At 66.3% G+C, this 20,460-nt stretch carries 18 protein-coding genes; 17 read left to right on the forward strand and 1 reads right to left on the reverse strand.

Annotated features, from left to right (window positions below; genetic code table 11):
• The first annotated feature begins 157 nt into the window (after window positions 1–157).
• On the forward strand, window positions 158–766 hold the full coding sequence (locus LFL96_RS07295) for a cysteine dioxygenase (protein ID WP_280999619.1): 609 nt from the start codon (window positions 158–160) through the stop codon (window positions 764–766).
• Window positions 763–2,373, forward strand: a complete 1,611-nt coding sequence (locus LFL96_RS07300; protein WP_280999621.1) for a rhodanese-related sulfurtransferase — start codon at window positions 763–765, stop codon at window positions 2,371–2,373. Before LFL96_RS07295 ends, LFL96_RS07300 begins: the two co-directional genes overlap by 4 nt.
• Window positions 2,374–2,463: 90 nt before the next feature.
• Here LFL96_RS07300 and LFL96_RS07305 read toward each other — a convergent pair whose 3' ends face one another.
• The gene (locus LFL96_RS07305) at window positions 2,464–3,375 is read right to left on the reverse strand and encodes a LysR family transcriptional regulator (RefSeq protein WP_280999623.1); all 912 of its coding nucleotides are present in this window, start codon (window positions 3,373–3,375) and stop codon (window positions 2,464–2,466) included.
• 248 nt (window positions 3,376–3,623) lie between these two features.
• Between LFL96_RS07305 and LFL96_RS07310 the strand changes: the two genes are divergently transcribed.
• The 15 genes from LFL96_RS07310 to LFL96_RS07380 all read left to right on the forward strand — a co-directional run bounded on the left by LFL96_RS07310 (window position 3,624) and on the right by LFL96_RS07380 (window position 20,351).
• Window positions 3,624–4,619: an ABC transporter substrate-binding protein gene (locus LFL96_RS07310; RefSeq protein WP_280999624.1), complete on the forward strand. Its 996-nt coding sequence runs from the start codon at window positions 3,624–3,626 to the stop codon at window positions 4,617–4,619.
• Between the two features lie 50 nt (window positions 4,620–4,669).
• A complete protein-coding gene (locus tag LFL96_RS07315; RefSeq protein WP_280999625.1) occupies window positions 4,670–5,860 on the forward strand; it encodes an acyl-CoA dehydrogenase family protein in 1,191 nt (396 codons plus the stop codon).
• Between the two features lie 485 nt (window positions 5,861–6,345).
• Window positions 6,346–6,897, forward strand: coding sequence for a hypothetical protein (locus LFL96_RS07320; RefSeq protein WP_280999627.1), 552 nt, complete (start codon window positions 6,346–6,348; stop codon window positions 6,895–6,897).
• 76 nt (window positions 6,898–6,973) lie between these two features.
• A complete protein-coding gene (locus LFL96_RS07325) occupies window positions 6,974–7,927 on the forward strand; it encodes a patatin-like phospholipase family protein (protein ID WP_280999629.1) in 954 nt (317 codons plus the stop codon).
• A 393-nt stretch (window positions 7,928–8,320) separates the two neighbouring features.
• A complete protein-coding gene (gene hisQ / locus LFL96_RS07330) occupies window positions 8,321–9,010 on the forward strand; it encodes a histidine ABC transporter permease HisQ (protein WP_281000604.1) in 690 nt (229 codons plus the stop codon).
• Between the two features lie 4 nt (window positions 9,011–9,014).
• Complete coding sequence (locus tag LFL96_RS07335; RefSeq protein ID WP_280999631.1) at window positions 9,015–9,728, forward strand: ABC transporter permease; 714 nt, start codon at window positions 9,015–9,017, stop codon at window positions 9,726–9,728.
• A gap of 72 nt (window positions 9,729–9,800) precedes the next feature.
• Window positions 9,801–10,592, forward strand: a complete 792-nt coding sequence (locus LFL96_RS07340; protein ID WP_280999634.1) for an ATP-binding cassette domain-containing protein — start codon at window positions 9,801–9,803, stop codon at window positions 10,590–10,592.
• A 93-nt stretch (window positions 10,593–10,685) separates the two neighbouring features.
• On the forward strand, window positions 10,686–11,741 hold the full coding sequence (locus LFL96_RS07345; RefSeq protein ID WP_280999636.1) for a GlxA family transcriptional regulator: 1,056 nt from the start codon (window positions 10,686–10,688) through the stop codon (window positions 11,739–11,741).
• Between the two features lie 251 nt (window positions 11,742–11,992).
• Window positions 11,993–13,228: an aspartate aminotransferase family protein gene (locus LFL96_RS07350; RefSeq protein ID WP_280999638.1), complete on the forward strand. Its 1,236-nt coding sequence runs from the start codon at window positions 11,993–11,995 to the stop codon at window positions 13,226–13,228.
• A gap of 79 nt (window positions 13,229–13,307) precedes the next feature.
• Complete coding sequence (aruF, locus tag LFL96_RS07355; protein WP_280999640.1) at window positions 13,308–14,417, forward strand: arginine/ornithine succinyltransferase subunit alpha; 1,110 nt, start codon at window positions 13,308–13,310, stop codon at window positions 14,415–14,417.
• Window positions 14,414–15,475, forward strand: a complete 1,062-nt coding sequence (gene astA, locus LFL96_RS07360; RefSeq protein WP_280999642.1) for an arginine N-succinyltransferase — start codon at window positions 14,414–14,416, stop codon at window positions 15,473–15,475. The genes aruF and astA overlap by 4 nt, the downstream gene beginning before the upstream one ends.
• Window positions 15,476–15,477: 2 nt before the next feature.
• Window positions 15,478–16,941 (forward strand): succinylglutamate-semialdehyde dehydrogenase, encoded by a 1,464-nt coding sequence (astD, locus tag LFL96_RS07365; RefSeq protein WP_280999644.1) that lies wholly within the window; start codon window positions 15,478–15,480, stop codon window positions 16,939–16,941.
• A 9-nt stretch (window positions 16,942–16,950) separates the two neighbouring features.
• Entirely contained in the window at window positions 16,951–18,291 is a 1,341-nt protein-coding gene (astB, locus tag LFL96_RS07370) for an N-succinylarginine dihydrolase (protein ID WP_280999646.1), read from the forward strand.
• Window positions 18,275–19,321, forward strand: coding sequence for a succinylglutamate desuccinylase (astE, locus tag LFL96_RS07375; protein WP_280999648.1), 1,047 nt, complete (start codon window positions 18,275–18,277; stop codon window positions 19,319–19,321). Before astB ends, astE begins: the two co-directional genes overlap by 17 nt.
• 235 nt (window positions 19,322–19,556) lie before the next feature.
• A complete protein-coding gene (locus tag LFL96_RS07380; RefSeq protein WP_280999650.1) occupies window positions 19,557–20,351 on the forward strand; it encodes an ABC transporter substrate-binding protein in 795 nt (264 codons plus the stop codon).
• The last annotated feature ends 109 nt before the right edge of the window (window positions 20,352–20,460 follow it).

The following is a 20,460-nucleotide window of genomic DNA, read 5'->3' on the forward strand; positions in this document are numbered from 1 at the left end:
AATGCCACACCACCAACGCGCGAGCCGGCCATCCGTTAATCGGTAAATTTGCAAACCGCACCACCGTGGACCACAAACGCACAGCACCACGCGCGTCCACGGTGCGCGACCGCTTGCCGCCGTCCGCATCCCATTCACCCTATCTTCCGATCAATCGATGACCCCATCCCTGAGGCCGGACCGTCTGCGCGCGTTCGTCGGCCGGATCGCGTCGCTCGTCGACGCCGCCGTTCCCGAAGCGCATCTGCTGGACGCCGGCGGCGCTGCACTGCGCGAGCTGATCGCGCACGACGACTGGTTACCCGACGCCTTCGCGCAACCCGACCCCGAGCGTTACCAGCAATTCCTGCTGCACGCGGACTCGCGGCAGCGTTTTTCCGTCGTCAGTTTCGTCTGGGGTCCGGGTCAATCGACACCGGTGCACGACCACACCGTATGGGGGTTAATCGGAGTGCTGCGTGGCGCGGAAATTGCGCAGGGTTATCACGTCACGCCGGATGGCGCGCTGCACGAACGCGGCGCGGCCCAACGTCTGAACACGGGCGACGTCGATGCCGTTTCGCCCGAGGTCGGCGACATCCATCGCGTGAGCAATGCTTTTAGCGACCGTACGTCGATCAGCATTCACGTGTACGGTGCCAATATCGGCGCGGTGAGCCGCTCGGTCTATCCCGACGGCGGCGGCCGCAAGACGTTTATCTCCGGCTATTCGAACGACCTGTTGCCGAATATCTGGAATGTTTCGAAGGAGTCTGCAATTCCATGACCGTCGTAACCCGTTTCCGTACCCGTTCATTCGACGACGTGCGCCGCACACTGCTCGACCGCGAGGAAATCGCGCTGGTCGACGTGCGCGAGGAAGATCCGCACGCCCGTAGTCATCCGCTGTTCGCCGCCAATCTGCCGCTGTCGCGGCTCGAACTCGACGCGCCCGTGCGCCTGCCGCGCCGTGCGGTGCCGGTCGTCGTGTTCGATGCCGGCGAAGGCCTCGCCGAACGCGCGGCGCACAAGCTCGGCGAACTCGGCTATACCGATGTCGCGTTGCTCGAAGGCGGCCTGCAAGGCTGGCATGCGGCGGGCGGCGAGCTGTTCCGGGACGTCAACGTGCCGAGCAAGGCATTCGGCGAACTGGTGGAAAGCGAGCGGCACACGCCGTCGCTGACGGCGCCGCAGGTGCAGGCGCTGCTCGATCATGACCATCATGCCGGCGACGTGGTGGTGCTCGACGCACGCCGCTTCGACGAATATCACACGATGAACATTCCCGGCAGCATCAGCGTGCCGGGCGCCGAGCTCGTGCTGCGCGCGCGCCAGCTCGCACCGAATCCGGCGACGAAGATCGTCGTCAATTGCGCGGGGCGCACGCGCAGCATCATCGGCGCGCAGTCGCTGATCAACGCGGGCGTGCCGAATCCGGTCGCGGCGCTGCGCAACGGCACGATCGGCTGGACGCTCGCGGGCCAGGCGCTCGCGCACGGCAGCACGCGGCGCTTCGACACGCGCGTCGACGACGCGCTGCGTCTCGCCGCCGCCGATGCGGCGCGAACCGTCGCGGACCGTGCCAGGGTGGGCCGCACCTCGCGCGACGAAGCGCGCCGCTGGGCCGACGAAGCGGTGCGTACCGTGTATCGCTTCGATGTGCGCACGCCCGAGGAATTCGAAGCGGGCCACGTACCGGGTTTTCGTAGCGCGCCGGGCGGCCAGCTGGTGCAGGAAACGGACATGTTCGCGCCGGTGCGCGGCGCACGCGTGATCCTCGCGGACAACGACAACGTGCGCGCCAACATGACGGCTTCATGGCTCGCGCAGATGAACGTCGAGGTCTACGTGGTGGATGGCCTGACGCCCGCCGATTTCGCCGAGAAGGGCGCGTCGCCCGCCGCGCGTTTCACGGCGACGCCGCCCGACGTCGACGAGCTCGCGCCGGCCGGACTCGTCACGCTGCTGCAAACGCCGGGCACGGCGGTGCTCGATTTCACCACCAGCGCGAACTACGTGAAGCGGCACATCCCGGGCGCGTGGTTCGTGATTCGCTCGCAGCTCGAACAGGCATTGCATAAGGTGCCCGCCGCGCAGCGCTACGTGGTGACCTGCGGCAGCAGTGTGCTCGCGCGTTTTGCCGCGCCGGAACTCGCGGCGCTGACCGGCAAGCCGGTGCAGGTGTTGAGCGGCGGCACGGCGGCGTGGATCGAGGCGGGCCTGCCGGTGGAGAGTGGCGAGACGCGGCTCGCGTCCCCGCGCATCGATCGTTACCGGCGTCCGTACGAGGGCACCGACAACGCACGCGAAGCGATGAACGCGTATCTGGAGTGGGAATACGGACTCGTCGCGCAGCTTGGGCGCGATGGCACGCATGGGTTCCGGGTGATTTGAAAACCCGGCGCGCGTATCGACGCGGAATGACGTGAGTCGACGTGCATTGGCGTGAATCGACGTGAATCGATCAAAGCGGCCGGCCCTTCGTCAAGCCGCGCGCTGTCCGCGCGTCTCCTTGAATTGCCGCTCGATCGCCGCGCCGAAGCGTGCCACCGGCTGCCGCAGTTTACCGAGCACACGCGGCTGCACCAGCCAGATATCGATCAGCGGCTTGAAGTCGCTGATCGTCACGACATCGAGCGTGTCGGCGTGCGCGCTGGCCTGCAACAGCGGCAGGGGCACGAGACCGAGACCGTTGCCGTCCGCGACCAGTTGCAATTGCAGTTCGGTGCCGAGCGTTTCCAGATTCAGTCTGAGCGCGAGGCCGAGACCCGTCAGCGCGCGTTGCAAACCGTCGCGGAAACCGCAGCCATCCGGATTCAACACCCAGCCGATCGACTGGCATTCCGCCAGCGTGTGCGCGCGTTTCTTCAGCAAACCCTTCTGTGCGACCACGGCTAGTTTGACGCGGCCGAGCGAACGCGCGGACAACGTATCGTCGAAGGTCTTGTTGGTGGGCAGCAGGATCGCGGCGGCGTCGAGTTCGCCCTGTTCGAGCCGTTGCAGCAACTGGCTGCCCCATCCGGTCGATGCGCGCGCCTGGAGATCGGGGTAAGCCGCTTTCAGATCGCGCATCGCCTCGCTCAGCGCGATATCCGCGATCGTCTGCGCGACGCCCAGGCGCAGCGCGCCGACCGGCGGCGTGTCGCTCGCGACGATCTCGCGCAGCACGTCCAGCTCGCGCTGGATCACCCGGCATTGTTCGTAGACCACGCGGCCGGTGGCGGTCGCCTTCAGCGGACGCGTGTTGCGGTCGAGCAGTTCGACACCGAGCGCCTCCTCGAAATTCTGCAGACGGCGCGTGATGGCCGGTTGCGTGAGGCCAAGCGACAGCGCTGCCTGTTGCAGCGACTGACAGCGAATCACGGTGACGTAGGCGTCGATTTCGTCGATCTTCATGGCGAGCAGGGTGAGTCGGGTAAGCGATGACGGAGTGCGGCGAATCGAACCGGATTCGCCCGCGCATGCGTTCGGTGCGCACGATGATACCTGCAACGTCCCTGATCCACGCTCGGCCGTCGAAGAAAATCCGCATATTTGCTTAGCAGAATAATGCGTTTGTCTTATACAGGGGGCTGCCTTATCGTCAACGGCCAGAGAGCGTGACAAGCGCTCGACCCCTCTTTTGCATCGGCATACCGGCCTTCATGACGACCTCCTCTTTCTCTGCACTTCGACTCGATATTCAACGCGTGTTCGTCAAACCGCTCGGTGCGACGGCGATGGCGTTAGCGCTAGCGTTCTCGGCAGGGTGGCGCGCATCGGCTGCTCACGCGGCCGACTTGCCGGTGCTCAAGGTCGGCGATCAGGCCTTGCAGACGCGCGGCATTCTCGAAGCGTCGGGTCAGTTGAAAGACCTGCCGTACAAGATCGAATGGTTCAACTTTCCGGCCGCGCAGCCGCTCGGCGAGGCGTTGAACGCGGGCGCCGTCGATGTCGGCGGTCTGGGCGATGCGCCGCTCGTCTTCGCGCTGGCGGCGGGCGCACGCGTGCGGGCCGTCGCCGCGACGCGTTCGACGCCGCTCGATCTGGCGATCGTCGTCGGCGAACATTCGCCGCTCACCAGCGCGGCGAGTCTGAAGGGCAAACGCATCGCGACCACGCGCGGTTCGATCGGCCACTACCTCGCGCTCGCCGCGTTGAAGAAGGCTGGCATCGCGCCGGCCGACGTCACCTTCGTGTTTCTCGCGCCCGCCGATGCCAAGGCCGCGCTGGCCTCGGGCAGCGTCGATGCATGGTCGGTGTGGGACCCCTACACCGCGCTCGCCGAAGCGCGCGATCACGACCGTCTGATCGCGAATGGCGTCGGGCTCTCGGAAGGGCTCAGCTATCAGGTCGCGACCGAACGCGCGATCGCCGACAAGCGCGCGCAACTCGCGGACTTTCTGCGCCGCGTGGCGATCGGTCAACGCTGGGCGCTGTCGCATCCGGATGAAGTCGCGGCCATGCAATCGCGCGTGACCGGCTTGCCGACCGACGTGCTGAAGACCGTCTATCAGCGCGGCCAGGTGCATCCGGTCGCGATCGACGACAGCGTGGTGGCCGCGCAGCAACGCACAGCCGATACCTACGAAGCCGCCAGCGTGATCCGCGCGCATGTGGACGTGCGCGCGAGTTTCGACCGCAGTTTCCCGTTGCCCTGATACCTGACGCCTGATACCTGATGCCTGATGCGGTTCGCCGGAGTGCGCCCATGAATGCCCCGATCCCCGATAGCGCCGTGACGCGGCGTCATCCACCGCTGGACAGCGATGCGTTCGACGCATTGCTCGCGCAACTCACGGCCGAGTTCTCCGCGAGCGCCGCGCACCATGATCGCAGCGCGGAATTTCCGCACGCCAATCTCGCGCGGCTGCATGCCTACGATCTGTTGTCGCTGACGGTGCCCGCGTCGCTCGGCGGCGGCGGCGCGAGTCTGCCGCAAGCGCTGAAGGTGATACGCGCGGTCGCGCGCGGCGAGCCGTCCACCGCGCTCGTGCTGGTGATGCAGTACCTGTTTCAACAACGTTTGCAGAGCAATCCGCATTGGCCGGCCGAACTGCGTGAACGCGTCGCGCGCGATGCGGTTCAGCACGGCGCGCTGATCAACTCGTTGCGTGTCGAACCCGAGCTGGGTTCGCCGGCGCGCGGCGGGTTGCCTTCGACCGTCGCGACGCGTAGCGGCGATGGTTGGCTGATCGACGGCAGCAAACTCTATTCGACCGGCAGCCCCGGTCTCACGTGGCTCGCGGTGTGGGCGCGCAGCGACGAGACGCCACCGCGCGTCGGCGTCTGGCTCGTGCCGCGCGGTGCGCCCGGCGTGCGCGTGGGCAGCGAGTGGAATCATCTCGGCATGCGTGCGACCGGCAGCCACGAACTGATTTTCGACAAGGTGTTCGTGCCCGCCGATCACGCCGTGGACGTGCATCCGGTCACCGCTCCGAACGCGGGACTCGATGCGGCTGGGCTCGCTTGGATGAGCGTGTTGCTGTCGGCGATCTACGACGGCGTCGCGCACGCCGCGCGCGACTGGTTCGCGCAGTGGGCCGCGACGCGCCGTCCCGGCAGTCTCGGCGCGCCGCTCGCGAGCCTGCCCGCGTTCCAGCAGACGCTCGGACGGATCGATGCGCTGCTGTTCAGCAATCGCGTGCTGCTCGATGCGAGCGCGCACGCGCAACACGTGTCGCTCGACGAAGCGCCGCTGGTCAAATACACGGTGACGAATCAGGCGATCGAAGCGGTGCAACTGGCGGTGGAGGCGACCGGCAATCCCGGCCTCACGCGCGACAACCCGCTGGAGCGTCACTATCGCGACGTGCTGTGCGCGCGCATTCATACGCCGCAGAACGATTCGGTATTGCAGGGCGCGGGGCGGGCAGGGTTCGCCGCGTTTGCGCCGGTTTGATCCACGCCGTTCGCCCCTGACGCATCGCCGGAATCCTCTGCCGATTCGGTGTAAACGCCCTCTCGTACAAAGCGTCCATTCCATTTAGATTGAGGCCATCAGGAAGGCTTATCGAGGGACCAGGGCGGCCACACAGGCAGCGGTTCGTCACGCCGTCGCGAGCGCAGGTCAGCGGCCACGGTCGCTGACCGCATCGTGCGGACCGGACCGCTGCGCGTCGTCCCTCGCGGCGATGGCTTGCGTGAACCACGCTTGCTTCGCGCTTGCTTCGTGTTTTTTCGATTTCCCCGGTTGACCATATCGACCGCCGGCGACGCTTTGCACAGCGTCGCCTTTTTTGCGTGGCGTGGCCCACCGTCGCGCTGCCTCCCTCGCTCGCGGTTTTCTCCTCACACGGTTATCCTGTAGTACACCCTACACAACGCGTACCGCGAAGCGGGCTTTGACATTGCCGCATCCGCTGGACACGAAACAGGACTTTCGCCGTGAGCCTCAAACTGTCCCTTGCCGCCGCACTGGCCGCGTGTCTCGCGCTCGGCGGCTGCGATCAACAACAGAGCGACCAGGCCGTGCAAAAACTCAAGGCATTCTTCAACGCCGTCAAACCGGACGCGCTGCTGCTGAAGGACATGACGCCCGGCGTCACGACCGAGGCGCAGATCCGCGATCAGATGGGCAAGCCGGAAACCGAGCGCACCTTTACCGACGGCTCGAAGCGCTTCGAATATCCGCGCGGCCCCGAGGGCTTGAACACCTATATGGTCGACATCGACAGTAGCGGGAAACTGCAGTCCATCACCCAGGTGCTGACCGCGGCCAACTTCGCGAAGATCCACGTCGGCATGAGCGAGGACGAGGTACGGCGTCTGCTCGGCAAACCGGGGCAGGTGGCGGTCTATCCGCTGAAGCCCGAAACGGTGTGGAGCTGGAAGTGGCGCGAAGGCGGCGTGACCCAGGAAGGCTTTTTCAACGTGCACTTCGATCAGTTTCACAAGGTCTATACGACATCGCGCTCGGACGTGATCCGCGGGCGCTAGACGAAACAGACACAGATTCAGACACGGATTCAGACGCAGACTCAGACACACGAACACATAACGGACGGGGACAACAATGATACGTCGACGTCGCTACAGCCGGATCGGGCTGGTATTAGGGGGCGGGGCCGCGCGCGGCTGGGCGCATATCGGCGCGATTCGCGCGCTGCACGAAGCGGGCATCAAGCCGGACGTGGTGTGCGGCACCTCGATCGGCGCGCTGGTCGGCGCCGTCTATGCGAACGGCGACCTCGACTGGCTGGAAGAGTGGGTGTCGCGGCTCACGTGGCAAACGGTGGTGCGCCTGCTCGATCTGCGTTTCTCGGGCGGCCTGCTGGGCGGACGCAAGGTCATCCAGCTGTTCGCCGATAAATTCGCCGGCCGCTCGATCGCGCAACTGGGGCTGCCGTTCGCGGCGGTCGCCACCGAACTCGACACGGGGCGCGAGAGCTGGCTGCAGGACGGCAGCGTCACCGACGCGGTGCGTGCATCGATCGCGATTCCCGGCATCTTCACGCCGGTCTGGCACAACGGCGTATGGCTGGTGGACGGCGGCCTGAGCAATCCGGTGCCGGTGTCGGTCGCGCGCGGCATGCGGGCCGATTGCGTGATCGCCGTCGATCTGAACAACGACATTCTGAACGGCCGCGACTTCGGCGGCGCGGTGGTGGACACGCCGGCCATCGATCCGGCCGCGCCGCCGCCGGTCGCGCTGCGCCGCAACGGCAAGCCGTGGCCGCGCTGGCTGGCACCGGCCGACACGCCCGTCACCGACGACGTGCGCGTGCCGCCCCCGCCGAGCGCGCGCGTTCCGTCGATGCTGAGTTCGATCGCGCAAAGCATCGACATCATGCAGGTGCGCATTACGCGCAGCCGGCTGGCGGGCGAACCGGCCGACATCCTGATCCAGCCGCGCCTGGGCGGCATGGGAATCTTCGATTTCCATCGCGCGGCACCGGCGATCGAAGAGGGGCGGGCGGCGGTCGAATACATGCTGCCGGCGATCCGCTCGCGGCTCGGCATGGAGTGAGGCGCAAACCGAACGAGGGCTCGGGCGGCCGCCCACGGGAGGCTCCGGGCTGCAAAGACATCCGCGCCACGGGCCGAAGCCAGGGTTAATACCAAGACCAGATCGGCCCGGCAGTCTATCGAAAAAGCGACCCGAAACTTGCTAAATCGCGGCGGCGCCCGCCGCCCGCGCCGCGCCTTACAAACCCATATCCCCTGCAAAACCAAGCGCTGCCAGCACCTCCTGGCCGTCGACGGGGCGATGTTGCGTCGCAACACGCGCGCCATCCACCATTTGAGCAATTCATTTTCGCTTGGGAGACTCCGCGCCATGCTGGATGCGTCGAACGAGCGGCTCAGCGAAGCCGCCGGCGCGTATCCCAGCCATCCTCAAACCACCTGGATGGAGACACGCGTGTTCCTTTACGGCTTTGGTCCGGTGTTGCTGGCCGGCACGATCCAGACGATCGAGCTGTCCGTCCTGTCGCTGGCGGTGGCCGTGCTGCTCGGCCTCGCGGGCGCGGCGGCAAAACTCTCGTTCAACCGGCCGCTGCGTGCGCTCGCGACCGGCTACACCACGCTGATCCGCTCGGTGCCCGACCTCGTGCTGATGCTGCTGCTGTTCTACAGCATCCAGATCGCGGTCAACAACGTCACCGACGCGCTCGGCTGGGAGCAGATCGATATCGACCCGTTCGTGGCCGGCGTGCTGACGCTCGGCTTCATCTACGGCGCGTATTTCACCGAGACGTTCCGCGGCGCGTTCCTCGCGGTGCCGCGCGGCCAGCTCGAAGCGGGCAGCGCGTACGGCATGAGCGGCGCGCGCGTGTTCACGCGCATCCTGTTTCCGCAGATGATGCGTTTCGCGCTGCCGGGCATCGGCAACAACTGGCAGGTGCTGGTCAAGGCGACCGCGCTGGTGTCGATCATCGGTCTCGCGGATGTCGTGAAGGCCGCGCAGGACGCCGGCAAGAGCACCTTCAACATGTTCTTCTTCATCCTGGTCGCCGCGCTGATCTATCTGGCGATCACCACCGCGTCAAACCTCGTGCTGATCTGGCTGGAACGGCGCTATTCGACCGGCGTGCGCCACGCGGAGCTTTAAGACCATGATCGACATCCTCAATCAATTCTGGCAAGCGTTCCTGTTCTGGGACGGCCAGCGTCTGTCGGGTCTCGCGGTCACGCTGTGGCTGCTGGTGGCGTCGGTGGGCATCGGCTTCTGCGCGGCGGTGCCGCTCGCGGTGGCGCGCGTGTCGAAAAAGCGCTGGCTGTCCACGCCCGTGCGCCTCTATACCTACGTGTTTCGCGGCACCCCGTTGTACGTGCAACTGTTGTTGATCTACACCGGCATGTACAGCCTCGAATTCGTGCGTTCGCATCAACTGCTCGACGCGTTTTTCCGCAGCGGTTTTCACTGCGCGATTCTCGCGTTCGCGTTGAACACCTGCGCTTACACCACCGAGATTTTCGCCGGCGCGATCCGCTCGACCTCGCATGGCGAAGTGGAAGCCGCGCGCGCCTACGGAATGAGCTGGTTCACGATGTACCGGCGCATTGTGATACCGTCCGCGCTGCGCCGCGCGCTGCCGTTGTACAGTAACGAAGTGATCCTGATGCTGCATGCCACCACCGTCGCGTTCACGGCGACCGTGCCGGACATCCTGAAGGTGGCGCGCGACGCGAATTCGGCCACGTACCGTTCGTTCGATTCGTTCGGCCTCGCGGCGCTGATCTACCTCGTGGTGTCGTTCGCGCTGGTGGCGTTGTTCCGCCGCGCCGAGCGTCACTGGCTGGGCTACCTCGCGGTGCGCACGCACTGACCTCGTTGGCGGCGCGATACCTCAGCGGTCAGCGTCACGCAGATTGATCCGTATTTTCACAGGGAGAGCATCTTGCTCCACACGACTCAAACCGAAGCTTGCAAGCTGGCCGTACAGGACATTCACAAGCGCTACGGCGATAACGAAGTGCTCAAGGGCGTCTCGCTGAACGCGAACAAGGGCGACGTGATCAGCATCATCGGCGCGAGCGGATCGGGCAAGAGCACCTTCCTGCGCTGCATCAACTTCCTCGAACGGCCGAACGCCGGGCAGATCGTCGTCGACGGCGAAGCGGTGAAGACCCGGGCCGACCGCGCCGGCAATCTCGAAGTGGCCGATCACAAGCAATTGCAGCGCATCCGCACCAAGCTCGCGATGGTGTTCCAGCACTTCAATTTGTGGGCGCACATGAACGTGATCGAGAACATCGTCGAGGCGCCGATTCACGTGCTCGGCATGTCGCGCCGCGAAGCCGAGGAGCGCGCGCGCGAATACCTGGAGAAGGTCGGTCTCGCGCCGCGTCTGGAAAAACAGTATCCGTCGCATCTGTCGGGCGGCCAGCAGCAGCGCGTGGCGATTGCCCGCGCGCTGGCGATGAACCCCGACGTGATGCTCTTCGACGAGCCGACCTCCGCGCTCGATCCCGAACTCGTCGGCGAAGTGCTGAAGGTCATGCAGAAGCTCGCCGAGGAAGGCCGCACGATGATCGTCGTCACGCACGAGATGGGTTTCGCGCGCAACGTGTCGAACCACGTGATGTTCCTGCATCAAGGGCGCACCGAAGAAGAAGGCTTGCCCGCCGAGGTGCTGAGCGCGCCGCGCAGCGAACGGCTCAAGCAGTTCCTGTCCGGCAGCCTGAAGTAACGCGCCGAGCCAGGCCGCGCTTTTTCGCGCTTTTAGCCGCGCCTGTTGCCGCGCGTTCTTACCACCCCGACCCACCTCAAGCCGTTTCAGCCGATGGCCCGTACGTCCAGCCCGGCCCGCACCACGCAGGTCGCGATCGTTGCCTTGCCGCCCGTTTCGATGTCGGGCGTCGGGCCGATCGTGGACGCGCTCAACCTCGCCAACGAGATCGACGGCCGCGCGCTGTACCGCGTGCAGGTCTGTTCGTGGGACGGCCGCCCGGTGCCGCTCGCGGGCGGCGCGCAGTGGCCCGCCGACGCCGCGTTCGGCGACGCGATGGCGTGCGACTGGCTGATCATCGTCAGCGAGCGGTTTCAGCAGTTCGCCGACTACCGGCTTTTTCTCGCCAGCCTGTCGCGCGTCGGGCAGCGCACGCCGCTCGTCACCGGCATTCATCACGGCGTCTGGTGGCTGGCGATGGCGGGGCAGTTGTCCGGCTATCGCGTCAGCGTCAACTGGGAAACCTACCAGCAGTTCTCCGAGCAGTTCGAACGCTCCATCGTCACCCAGCAGATCTTCGAAATCGATCGCGATCGCGCGACCTGCGCGGGCGGTCAGGCCACCGTCGACTTCATGCTGGCGATGATCGGCCGCGAACACGGTCCGGAACTGGCCGAGCGGATCGCCGACACGCTCGGCGTCGGCGTGCTGCGCGCGGGCGAGGAGCGCCAGCGCATTCCGTTCGTCACCGCGCCGGGCGAACGGCATCCGCGTCTGAACGACGCGTTGCTGCTGATGGAAGCGAATATCGAAGACCCGCTCACCACCGACGAAATCGCGACGCTCGTCGGCGTGTCGCGACGGCAACTGGAGCGGTTGTTTCGTCAGTATCTCGGCTCGATGCCGTCCAAATACTATCTGGGCCTGCGCCTGTCGAAGGCGCGCACGCAGTTGCAGCGCACCAGCAAATCCGTGGTGCAGATCAGCCTGGCGTGCGGGTTTTCGTCGGCGGCGCATTTTTCGAATGCGTACCGCGAGCGCTTCGGCGTCACGCCGCGCGAGGACCGGCGTAACTGGATCGACAAGCAGACCGGCGCGAGCGGCGCCGCCGGCGCGGCGAGCGAGCCGCGGCCAGGCGCGCTGATCGAACGGCCGGACCAGACGGATTGAAAGCGAGCCGACAGCGCCGTCAATGCCATCAGATGCCGGCAACGCCGGGACGGTCGCGGCGCAGCGGCACAACGGCACAACGGCACAACGGCACAACGGCACGCTGGCGGCGGGCCGTGGCGCGGCGCGTAGGTACCACGGGCCGCCGGTTCGCACGGAACCTCATAGAAAGCGTCGCGTATGCGCAAGACGTATCGCAAACGGTTTCCTACACTACCTGTACTCCCTCTCACCTGTAACGAGGATTTGCCATGAACGACCTGACAGTGACACGCCAGACCTTCGACGAAGTCATGGTGCCGGTGTTTTCGCCCGCCGCCTTCGTGCCGGATCGCGGTCTCGGCTCACGCGTCTGGGATACGCAAGGCCGTGACTATATCGACTTCGCCGGCGGCATTGCCGTCACCGCGCTGGGTCATGCCCATCCCGAACTGCTGAAAGTGCTGCACGAGCAGGGCGGCAAGCTGTGGCACATCGGCAATGGCTACACCAACGAGCCGGTGCTGCGTCTGGCCAGGCGTCTCGAGGCACTGACCTTCGCCGACCGCGCGTTCTTCGCGAACTCCGGCGCCGAAGCGAACGAAGCCGCGCTGAAGCTCGCGCGCCGCGTCGCGTTCGAGCGTCATGGCGCCGACAAGACGGAGATCGTCTCGTTCACGCAGTCGTTCCACGGCCGCACGTTCTTCACCGTGAGCGTGGGCGGGCAGCCGAAGTATTCGGAAGGCTTCGGCCCGGTGCCGGCCGGCATCGTCCACCTGCCGTACAACGACATCGAGGCGGCGAAGCAGGCGATCGGCGCGAAAACCTGCGCGGTGATCGTCGAGCCGATCCAGGGCGAGGGCGGCGTGATTCCGGCGGATCCGGCCTTCCTGAAGGCACTGCGCGAAGCCTGCGACGCGCACGGCGCGCTGCTGATTTTCGACGAGGTACAAACGGGCGTGGGCCGCAGCGGTTACTTCTACGCGTACCAGGAAAGCGGCGTGACGCCGGACATCCTGACCACCGCGAAGGCGCTCGGCAACGGTTTCCCGATCGGCGCGATGCTGACCACCAACGAACTGGCCGCGCATTTCAAGGTCGGCGTGCACGGCACCACGTACGGCGGCAATCCGCTCGGCGCGGCGATCGCGGAGAAGGTGGTCGAGTTGATCAGCGATCCGAAGGTGCTCGAAGGCGTGCATGCGCGTAGCGACGCGCTGAAGGCCCATCTCGCGAAACTCGACGAGCGTTTCGGCCTCTTCAGGGAAGTGCGCGGCAAGGGCCTGCTGATCGGCGCGGAACTGAACGACGCGTTCAGGGGCCGTGCGAAAGACTTCGTCACGGCAGCCGGCCAGCATGGCGTGATCATGCTGATGGCGGGTCCGGACGTGCTGCGTTTCGTGCCGTCGCTGATCATGCCGCTCGACGATATGAACGAAGGTTTCGAGCGTCTCGCGAAGGCGGTCGAATCGATCGTCGGCGCGAAGGCCGAAGCGGCGTCGAAGTGATTGTCCGCAATGCGTTCAAGCCGATGAGCGAGCACACCAGCGAGCACACCAGCGCGCATCACACTCAACAGGAACGATGATGCTCTTCGTACGCCCCAGCCGCCTCGCCGATCTCGACGCGCTCGAACACATGGCGCGCACCGCGCAACCGGTGCTGCATTCGCTGCCGCACGACCGGAGCGCGCTCGAAGCGCGCATCGCGTTGTCGGAAGACTCGTTTCGCGCGGACGTCGATTTCCCCGGCGAGGAGTTCTACCTGTTCGTGCTGGAAGACGCGTCGAGCGGCACGCTGCTGGGCACGGCGAGCATCGTCGCCGCGGCCGGTTACGCGGACCCGTTCTACGCGTTCCGCAACGACGCGCTGATCCATGCGTCGCGCGAACTGCATGTGAACCGCAAGATTCACGCGCTGACCATGTCGCACGAACTGACCGGCAAAAGCCGCCTCGCCGGCTACTACATCGACCCGTCGTTGCGCAACGACGCCGCCGCGCACCTGATGTCGCGCGCGCGGATGATGTACATCGCCGCGAATCGCAAGCGCTTCACGCCCGAGGTGTTCTCGCTGCTGCTCGGCGTGACCGACGAGCACGGCGTGTCGCCGTTCTGGGAAGCGGTGGGGCGCAAGTTCTTCGGCCGCGATTTCGCCGACATCGAAATCGAATCGGGCGGCCGCAGCCGCACCTTCATCGCCGAGGTGATGCCCACCTATCCGGTGTACGTGCCCTTGCTGCCCGAAGCGGCGCAGCGCGTGCTCGGCGAGCCGGATTCGAAAGCGCTCCTCGCGTACGAGATTCACCAGGAAGAAGGCTTCGAAACGGACCGCTACATCGATATCTTCGATGCGGGTCCGGTGCTGACCGCGCAGGTGGATCGCAGCGCCTGCGTGACGCTCAACGAAACGCGCGTGGTGCACGACGCGCCCGCCGCCGTCGCCGATGGCGCGACGTATCTGATCGCGCACAACGGCGCGGACGGCGAATTCCGCTGCGTGCTCGGCGAACTCGCCGCGGGCAAGGATGCGGGCCGGGACGCGGGGCGAATCGCCGCAAGCGACCCAGGCAGAACCGCCGGCGCGGCGCTGCCGCACGCGACACGCGCCGCGCTCGGCGTGGCGGAAGGCGACACGGTGCGCTGCGTGCCGCTGCATCGCGCGCAACAGGACGAACACATGGGAGACGCACGATGATCGTCGTTCGCGTTGTGCAACGAGGCGATGTGGACGCATTGATGCGGCTCGCGCAGGAAACCGGCCCGGGTCTCACCACCTTCAAGCCGGATCGCGACGCGCTGGCGGCGCGGGTGGAACGCGCGCGCCGCACGATGGAAGACGAGGCCGCGCCGCACGAAGCCGGCTACTTCTTCGTGATGGAAGACACCGACACCGGCGATGTGGCCGGCGTGTGCGGGATCGAAACCTCGGTCGGACTGCAGCAGCCGTTCTACAACTATCGCGTGAGCACGGTGGTGCACGCGAGCCAGGACCTCGGCATCTGGACCCGCATGCGCGCGCTGAACATCTCGCACGACCTGACGGGTTACGCCGAAGTGTGCTCGCTGTTCCTGAGCCCGCGCTATCGCACGAGCGGCGTGGGCGGTCTGCTGTCGCGCTCGCGCTTCATGTTTCTCGCGCAGTTTCGCGAGCGCTTTCCGCAGCGGCTGTGCGCGGAACTGCGCGGCCACTTCGACGCGCAAGGCACGTCGCCGTTCTGGCGCGCGGTCGGCTCGCATTTCTACCAGATCGATTTCAACGCGGCGGACTATCTGAGTTCGCACGGGCGCAAGGCGTTTCTGGCGGAACTGATGCCGCGCTATCCGGTGTACGTCGAATTGCTGCCGCAGGAAGCGCAGGACTGCGTGGGCCTCACGCACAGCGACACGATTCCGGCGCGCCGCATGCTCGAAGCGGAAGGGCTGCGCTACGAGAATCACGTCGATATCTTCGACGCCGGTCCGGTGCTCGAATGCCATATCGCCGACTTGCGCACGGTGCGCGAAAGCGTGCTGGCGTCGGTTGAAATCGTCGCGGCTTCCAGCACGTCTACTGCGTCCGGCGGCGGGACCGCACCGCAGGATGGGCCGAAGTCGATGGTATCGAATACCTCGCTCGGCGATTTTCGCGTCGGCGTGGTCGCGGGCGTGCCGCACGACGGCGTGTTCCGCCTGAGCGCCGCCGAAGCCGCGGCGCTCGACGTCAAGGCAGGCGATCTGGTGCGCGTGCTGCCGCAGAAACACAAACAAGGATGATCATGAGCGAGCTTTTCATCGACGGCGAATGGGCCGCCGGCACAGGACCCGTTTTCGCGTCGCGCAACCCCGGTACGGGCGCGACGGTGTGGGAAGGCCATAGCGCATCGGCGGAGGACGTCGATCGCGCCGTGCGCGCCGCGCGCCGCGCGTTCGCCGCGTGGTCGGCGCTGAGTCTCGACGAGCGTTGCGCCGTGGTGCGCCGCTTCGCCGCGCTGGTCACCGAGCGCAAGGAAGCGCTCGCCGAGGCGATCGGCCGCGAGACCGGCAAGCCGTTGTGGGAAGCGCGCACCGAAGCGGCGTCGATGGCCGCCAAGGTCGAGATCTCGATTCAGTCGTACAACGAACGCACCGGCGAGAAGCGCTCCGCGATGGCCGACGGCACCGCCGTGCTGCGGCATCGTCCGCATGGCGTGGTGGCCGTGTTCGGGCCGTATAACTTTCCTGGGCATCTGCCGAACGGCCACATCGTGCCGGCGTTGATCGCGGGCAATGCGGTCGTGTTCAAGCCGTCCGAACTCGCGCCCGGCGTCGCCGCGCTGACCGTGCGGATCTGGCGCGACGCGGGCCTGCCGGCCGGCGTGCTGAACCTCGTGCAGGGCGAGAAGGACACGGGCATCGCGCTCGCGAATCACAGGCAGATCGACGGGCTGTTCTTCACCGGCAGCTCGGATACCGGCACGCTGCTGCACAAGCAGTTCGGTGGCCGTCCGGAGATCGTGCTGGCGCTGGAGATGGGCGGCAACAATCCGCTCGTGATCGGCCCGGTCGCCGATCTCGACGCCGCCGTGCATCACACGATCCAGTCGGCGTTTCTGTCGGCGGGGCAACGCTGCACCTGCGCGCGGCGCATCTTCGTGCCGAACGATGCGTTCGGCGAGCGCTTCCTCGCGCGTCTGACCGAGGTCACGGCACGTATCGCCGTCGGCGAATACAACGCCGAACCGCAGCCCTTCATGGGCGCGGTGATCTCGGCGCGCGCGGCCTCGCGCCTTGTCGCCGCGCAGGACCGTCTGCTCGCCGACGGCGCGCGCGCGTTGCTGAAAATGACGCAGCGCGATCCGAACCTCGGCTTCGTCACGCCCGCGATTCTCGACGTCACCGGCGTGAAGAACCTGCCCGACGAAGAGCATTTCGGCCCGCTCGCGCAGATCATCCGCTACGACACGTTCGACGAGGCGCTGACGCTCGCCAACGACACCGAGTTCGGTCTGTCCGCCGGCCTGCTCGCCGACGACGACACCCTGTGGACGCATTTTCAGCGCACCATCCGCGCCGGCATCGTCAACTGGAACCGGCCGACCAACGGCGCTTCGTCGGGTGCGCCGTTCGGCGGCCCGGGGCGTTCCGGCAACCATCGGCCGAGCGCGTACTACGCGGCCGATTACTGCGCGTTCCCGATGGCGTCCGTCGAAAGCGCGCAACTGAACATGCCCGCGAGCGTTTCGCCGGGCCTCCAATTCTAAGGATCGACGATGCAAGCCACTGAAGCCAATTTCGACGGCCTGGTCGGCCCGACCCACAACTACGCGGGCCTCTCGTTCGGCAACGTCGCGTCGCAGAACAACGAGAAGTCGGTCGCGAATCCGAAGGCCGCCGCGAAGCAGGGGCTGCGCAAGATGAAGCAGCTCGCCGAGCTGGGTTTTCATCAAGGCGTGCTGCCGCCGCAGGAGCGTCCGTCGATGCGTCTGCTGCGCGAACTCGGCTTCTCCGGCGACGACGCGACGGTGATCGCGCGGGTCGCGAAAGACGCGCCCGAGCTGCTGGCCGCGGCGAGTTCCGCCTCGGCGATGTGGACCGCGAATGCGGCGACCGTGAGCCCGTCCGCCGATACGCACGACGGCCGCGTGCATTTCACGCCGGCCAATCTGTGCAGCAAGCTGCATCGCGCGATCGAGCATGAATCGACGCGCCGCACGCTGCGCGCGATTTTCAGCGACGCCGAACGCTTCGCGGTGCACGAGGCGCTGCCCGGCACGCCCGCGCTCGGCGACGAAGGCGCGGCGAATCACACGCGTTTCTGCGCGGAGTACGGCACGCGGGGCGTCGAGTTCTTCGTGTACGGGCGCTGCGAGTATCGTCGCGGGCCGGAGCCGAAGCGCTTTCCGGCGCGCCAGACCTTCGAGGCGAGCCGCGCGGTCGCGCAGCGTCACGGTCTCGACGAAGCGGCCACCGTGTATGCGCAACAGACGCCGGACGTGATCGACGCCGGCGTGTTCCATAACGACGTGATCGCGGTCGGCAATCGCAACACGCTGTTCTGCCATCAACTGGCGTTCGTCGAACAGAACGCGGTGTACGACGAATTGCGTGCGAAGCTCGCCGGCTTCAAGTCCGAATTCAACGTGATCGAAGTGCCGGACGCGCAGGTCAGCGTGGCCGACGCGGTCGGCTCGTATCTGTTCAACAGCCAGTTGCTGACGCGTCCGGACGGCAAGCAGGTCCTCGTGGTGCCGCAGGAATGCCGCGAAAATCCGCGTGTGGCCGCGTATCTCGACGATCTGACCTCGCACAGCGGTCCGATCGACGACGTGCTCGTGTTCGATCTGCGCGAAAGCATGAAGAACGGTGGCGGCCCCGCGTGTCTGCGTCTGCGGGTGGTGTTGAACGACGCGGAACGCGCGGTGGTCAACCCGGGCGTGTGGATCGACGACACGCTGTTCGGCCGTCTGGATGCGTGGATCGAAAAGCACTATCGCGATCGTCTCGCGCCGACCGATCTGACCGATCCGCAACTGCTGACGGAATCGCGCACCGCGCTCGACGAGCTGACGCAGATTCTCAAGCTGGGTTCGCTGTATGACTTCCAGCGCTGATCACGGCATGCCCATGCTCGACGATTTTCTCGCCTACACGCTGGCGGGCGCGCGGCCTGCCGCGAGCGAAACCCAGGGCGCCTGCGCGCACGGCGCGCGCTGGTCGTGGCTGGACGACGGCGTGTTGTCGATCGAGCCCGCGGTGAGGGAAGCGGGCACGCGCAGCGTGCTGGTGTCGGCCGGCATTCACGGCGACGAGACCGCGCCGATCGAACTGCTGTCGCTGCTCGTGCGCGATATCGCGAACGGCGCCGCCGCGCTGACGTGCCGCCTGCTGGTGATTCTCGGCAACGTCGATGCGATGCGCGACGCGTGCCGTTATCGCGACGACGATCTGAACCGGTTGTTCAGCGGGCGTCATCTGCAGGTGCCCGAAAGTCACGAAGCGCCGCGTGCGGCGGCGCTGGAACAGGCCGCGTTGCAGTTCTTCGCGGCGGCTTCGTCCGCGCCCGGCGCACGCTGGCATCTCGACATGCACACGGCGATCCGCGCGTCCGCGTTCGAGCAGTTCGCGCTGCTGCCGCATACCGGCAAGCCGTTTTCGCGCGCGATGTTCGAGTGGCTCGGCGCGGCGCGCATCAGCGCGGTGCTGCTGCACACCACCAAGGGCAACACGTACTCGCATTTCACCGCGCAGGCTTGCGACGCCGAAGCCTGCACGCTCGAACTCGGCAAGGTGCGGCCGTTCGGCCAGAACGATCTGACGCGCTTCGCGGGCGCGGACGAAGCGGTGCGTGCGCTGCTCGCGGGTACGCATGGCGATGCGCCGGCGCAACTGCCGCGCGTATTCACCGTGATCGATCAACTCACCAAACAGAGCGACGCGTTCGAACTGCTGGTCGCCGCCGACGTGCCCAACTTCACGCCGTTCGCGAAAGACACCTTGCTCGCGCGCGACGGCGACTATCGCTATACGGTGCGCCACGACGAAGAGCGTCTGGTGTTTCCCAACGCGACGGTCAAGCCGGGGTTGCGCGCCGGTCTGCTGGTCGTCGACACCACTGACGACACGCTGTCGAAGCTCGTTTGATTGCCTGAACGCGACATCAATTTGCACGTTCGCGGTGCATCGTTGCGCGCGGAGTCGAGGCGGGCCTCTGCCCGCGCCCGCCAGGCGTGGCCGGCGGAGCCTGTACAATCCCGGCCGCGCGGCTGTTGCGCTGCACCACACCGGCCGCACGAGTTTGAATCGGTTTTTTGGCGCGGCAATCATGCCTGCCCGGATTCGGCTCCGTCTTATTCAATACCGTAGAGGAACACCCGTAATGAAGATGAATTGGCGAAACATGGCTGCGCTCGCGCTGTTCGCGACGGTCACGGCAGCGGCAGGCAACGCTTCGGCGGCGGATATCAAGGAAGTGCGCTTCGGCGTCGAGGCGTCGTATGCGCCGTTCGAATCGAAGTCGGCGTCGGGCGAGTTGCAGGGTTTCGATATCGATGTCGGCAACGCCGTCTGCGCGAAGCTGAAGGCGAAGTGCGTGTGGGTCGAGAACGCGTTCGACGGTTTGATCCCGGCGCTGCAGGCGCGTAAGTTCGACGCGATCAACTCGGACATGACGATCACCGAGCAACGCCGCCAGGCGATCGACTTCACCGACCCGATCTACACGATCCCGAATCAGATGATCGCGAAGAAGGGCAGCGGTCTGCTGCCGACGCCGGCCTCGCTGAAGGGCAAGCACGTCGGCGTGCTGCAGGGCACGATCCAGGAAACGTATGCGAAGGCGCGCTGGGCGCCGGCCGGCGTCGACGTCGTGCCGTATCAGACGCAGGACCAGATCTACGCCGACCTGGCCTCGGGTCGTCTGGACGCCGCGTTCCAGGACGGTGAAGCGGCCTCCAAGGGCTTCCTGACGAAGCCGCAGGGCGCGGGCTTCGCCTTCGCCGGTCCGGCCGTCAGCGACGAGAAGCTGCTCGGCGCGGGCGTCGGCTACGGTCTGCGCAAGGGCGACAAGGCGCTGAAGGATGCGCTGAACCAGGCGCTGAAGGAACTGAAGGCGGACGGCACGATCGACCGTCTGGCGGCGAAGTACTTCGACGTGAAGGTCGTGTTGAAGTAAGCCGCGTGGCAGTCGCAGGGTCGATGTCAAGCAAACGGCCGCCTGTCGAAAAACAGGCGGCCGTTTGCGTTTCGAGGCGGATGATGGCTCGCGGCGTGTTCTCGACGAA

Origin of the sequence: Paraburkholderia sp. D15, assembly GCF_029910215.1 — a bacterium.
Taxonomy (GTDB): Bacteria; Pseudomonadota; Gammaproteobacteria; order Burkholderiales; family Burkholderiaceae; genus Paraburkholderia.

Excerpts from the sequence above, each read along its gene's own strand:
- LFL96_RS07295 (WP_280999619.1), top strand. The coding sequence starts at position 158 with ATGACCCCATCCCTGAGGCCGGACCGTCTGCGCGCGTTCGTCGGCCGG.
- LFL96_RS07300 (WP_280999621.1), top strand. The coding sequence starts at position 763 with ATGACCGTCGTAACCCGTTTCCGTACCCGTTCATTCGACGACGTGCGC.
- LFL96_RS07305 (WP_280999623.1), bottom strand. The coding sequence starts at position 3,375 with ATGAAGATCGACGAAATCGACGCCTACGTCACCGTGATTCGCTGTCAG.
- LFL96_RS07310 (WP_280999624.1), top strand. The coding sequence starts at position 3,624 with ATGACGACCTCCTCTTTCTCTGCACTTCGACTCGATATTCAACGCGTG.
- LFL96_RS07315 (WP_280999625.1), top strand. The coding sequence starts at position 4,670 with ATGAATGCCCCGATCCCCGATAGCGCCGTGACGCGGCGTCATCCACCG.
- LFL96_RS07325 (WP_280999629.1), top strand. The coding sequence starts at position 6,974 with ATGATACGTCGACGTCGCTACAGCCGGATCGGGCTGGTATTAGGGGGC.
- LFL96_RS07335 (WP_280999631.1), top strand. The coding sequence starts at position 9,015 with ATGATCGACATCCTCAATCAATTCTGGCAAGCGTTCCTGTTCTGGGAC.
- LFL96_RS07345 (WP_280999636.1), top strand. The coding sequence starts at position 10,686 with ATGGCCCGTACGTCCAGCCCGGCCCGCACCACGCAGGTCGCGATCGTT.
- LFL96_RS07350 (WP_280999638.1), top strand. The coding sequence starts at position 11,993 with ATGAACGACCTGACAGTGACACGCCAGACCTTCGACGAAGTCATGGTG.
- aruF (WP_280999640.1), top strand. The coding sequence starts at position 13,308 with ATGCTCTTCGTACGCCCCAGCCGCCTCGCCGATCTCGACGCGCTCGAA.
- astA (WP_280999642.1), top strand. The coding sequence starts at position 14,414 with ATGATCGTCGTTCGCGTTGTGCAACGAGGCGATGTGGACGCATTGATG.
- astD (WP_280999644.1), top strand. The coding sequence starts at position 15,478 with ATGAGCGAGCTTTTCATCGACGGCGAATGGGCCGCCGGCACAGGACCC.
- astB (WP_280999646.1), top strand. The coding sequence starts at position 16,951 with ATGCAAGCCACTGAAGCCAATTTCGACGGCCTGGTCGGCCCGACCCAC.
- astE (WP_280999648.1), top strand. The coding sequence starts at position 18,275 with ATGACTTCCAGCGCTGATCACGGCATGCCCATGCTCGACGATTTTCTC.
- LFL96_RS07380 (WP_280999650.1), top strand. The coding sequence starts at position 19,557 with ATGAAGATGAATTGGCGAAACATGGCTGCGCTCGCGCTGTTCGCGACG.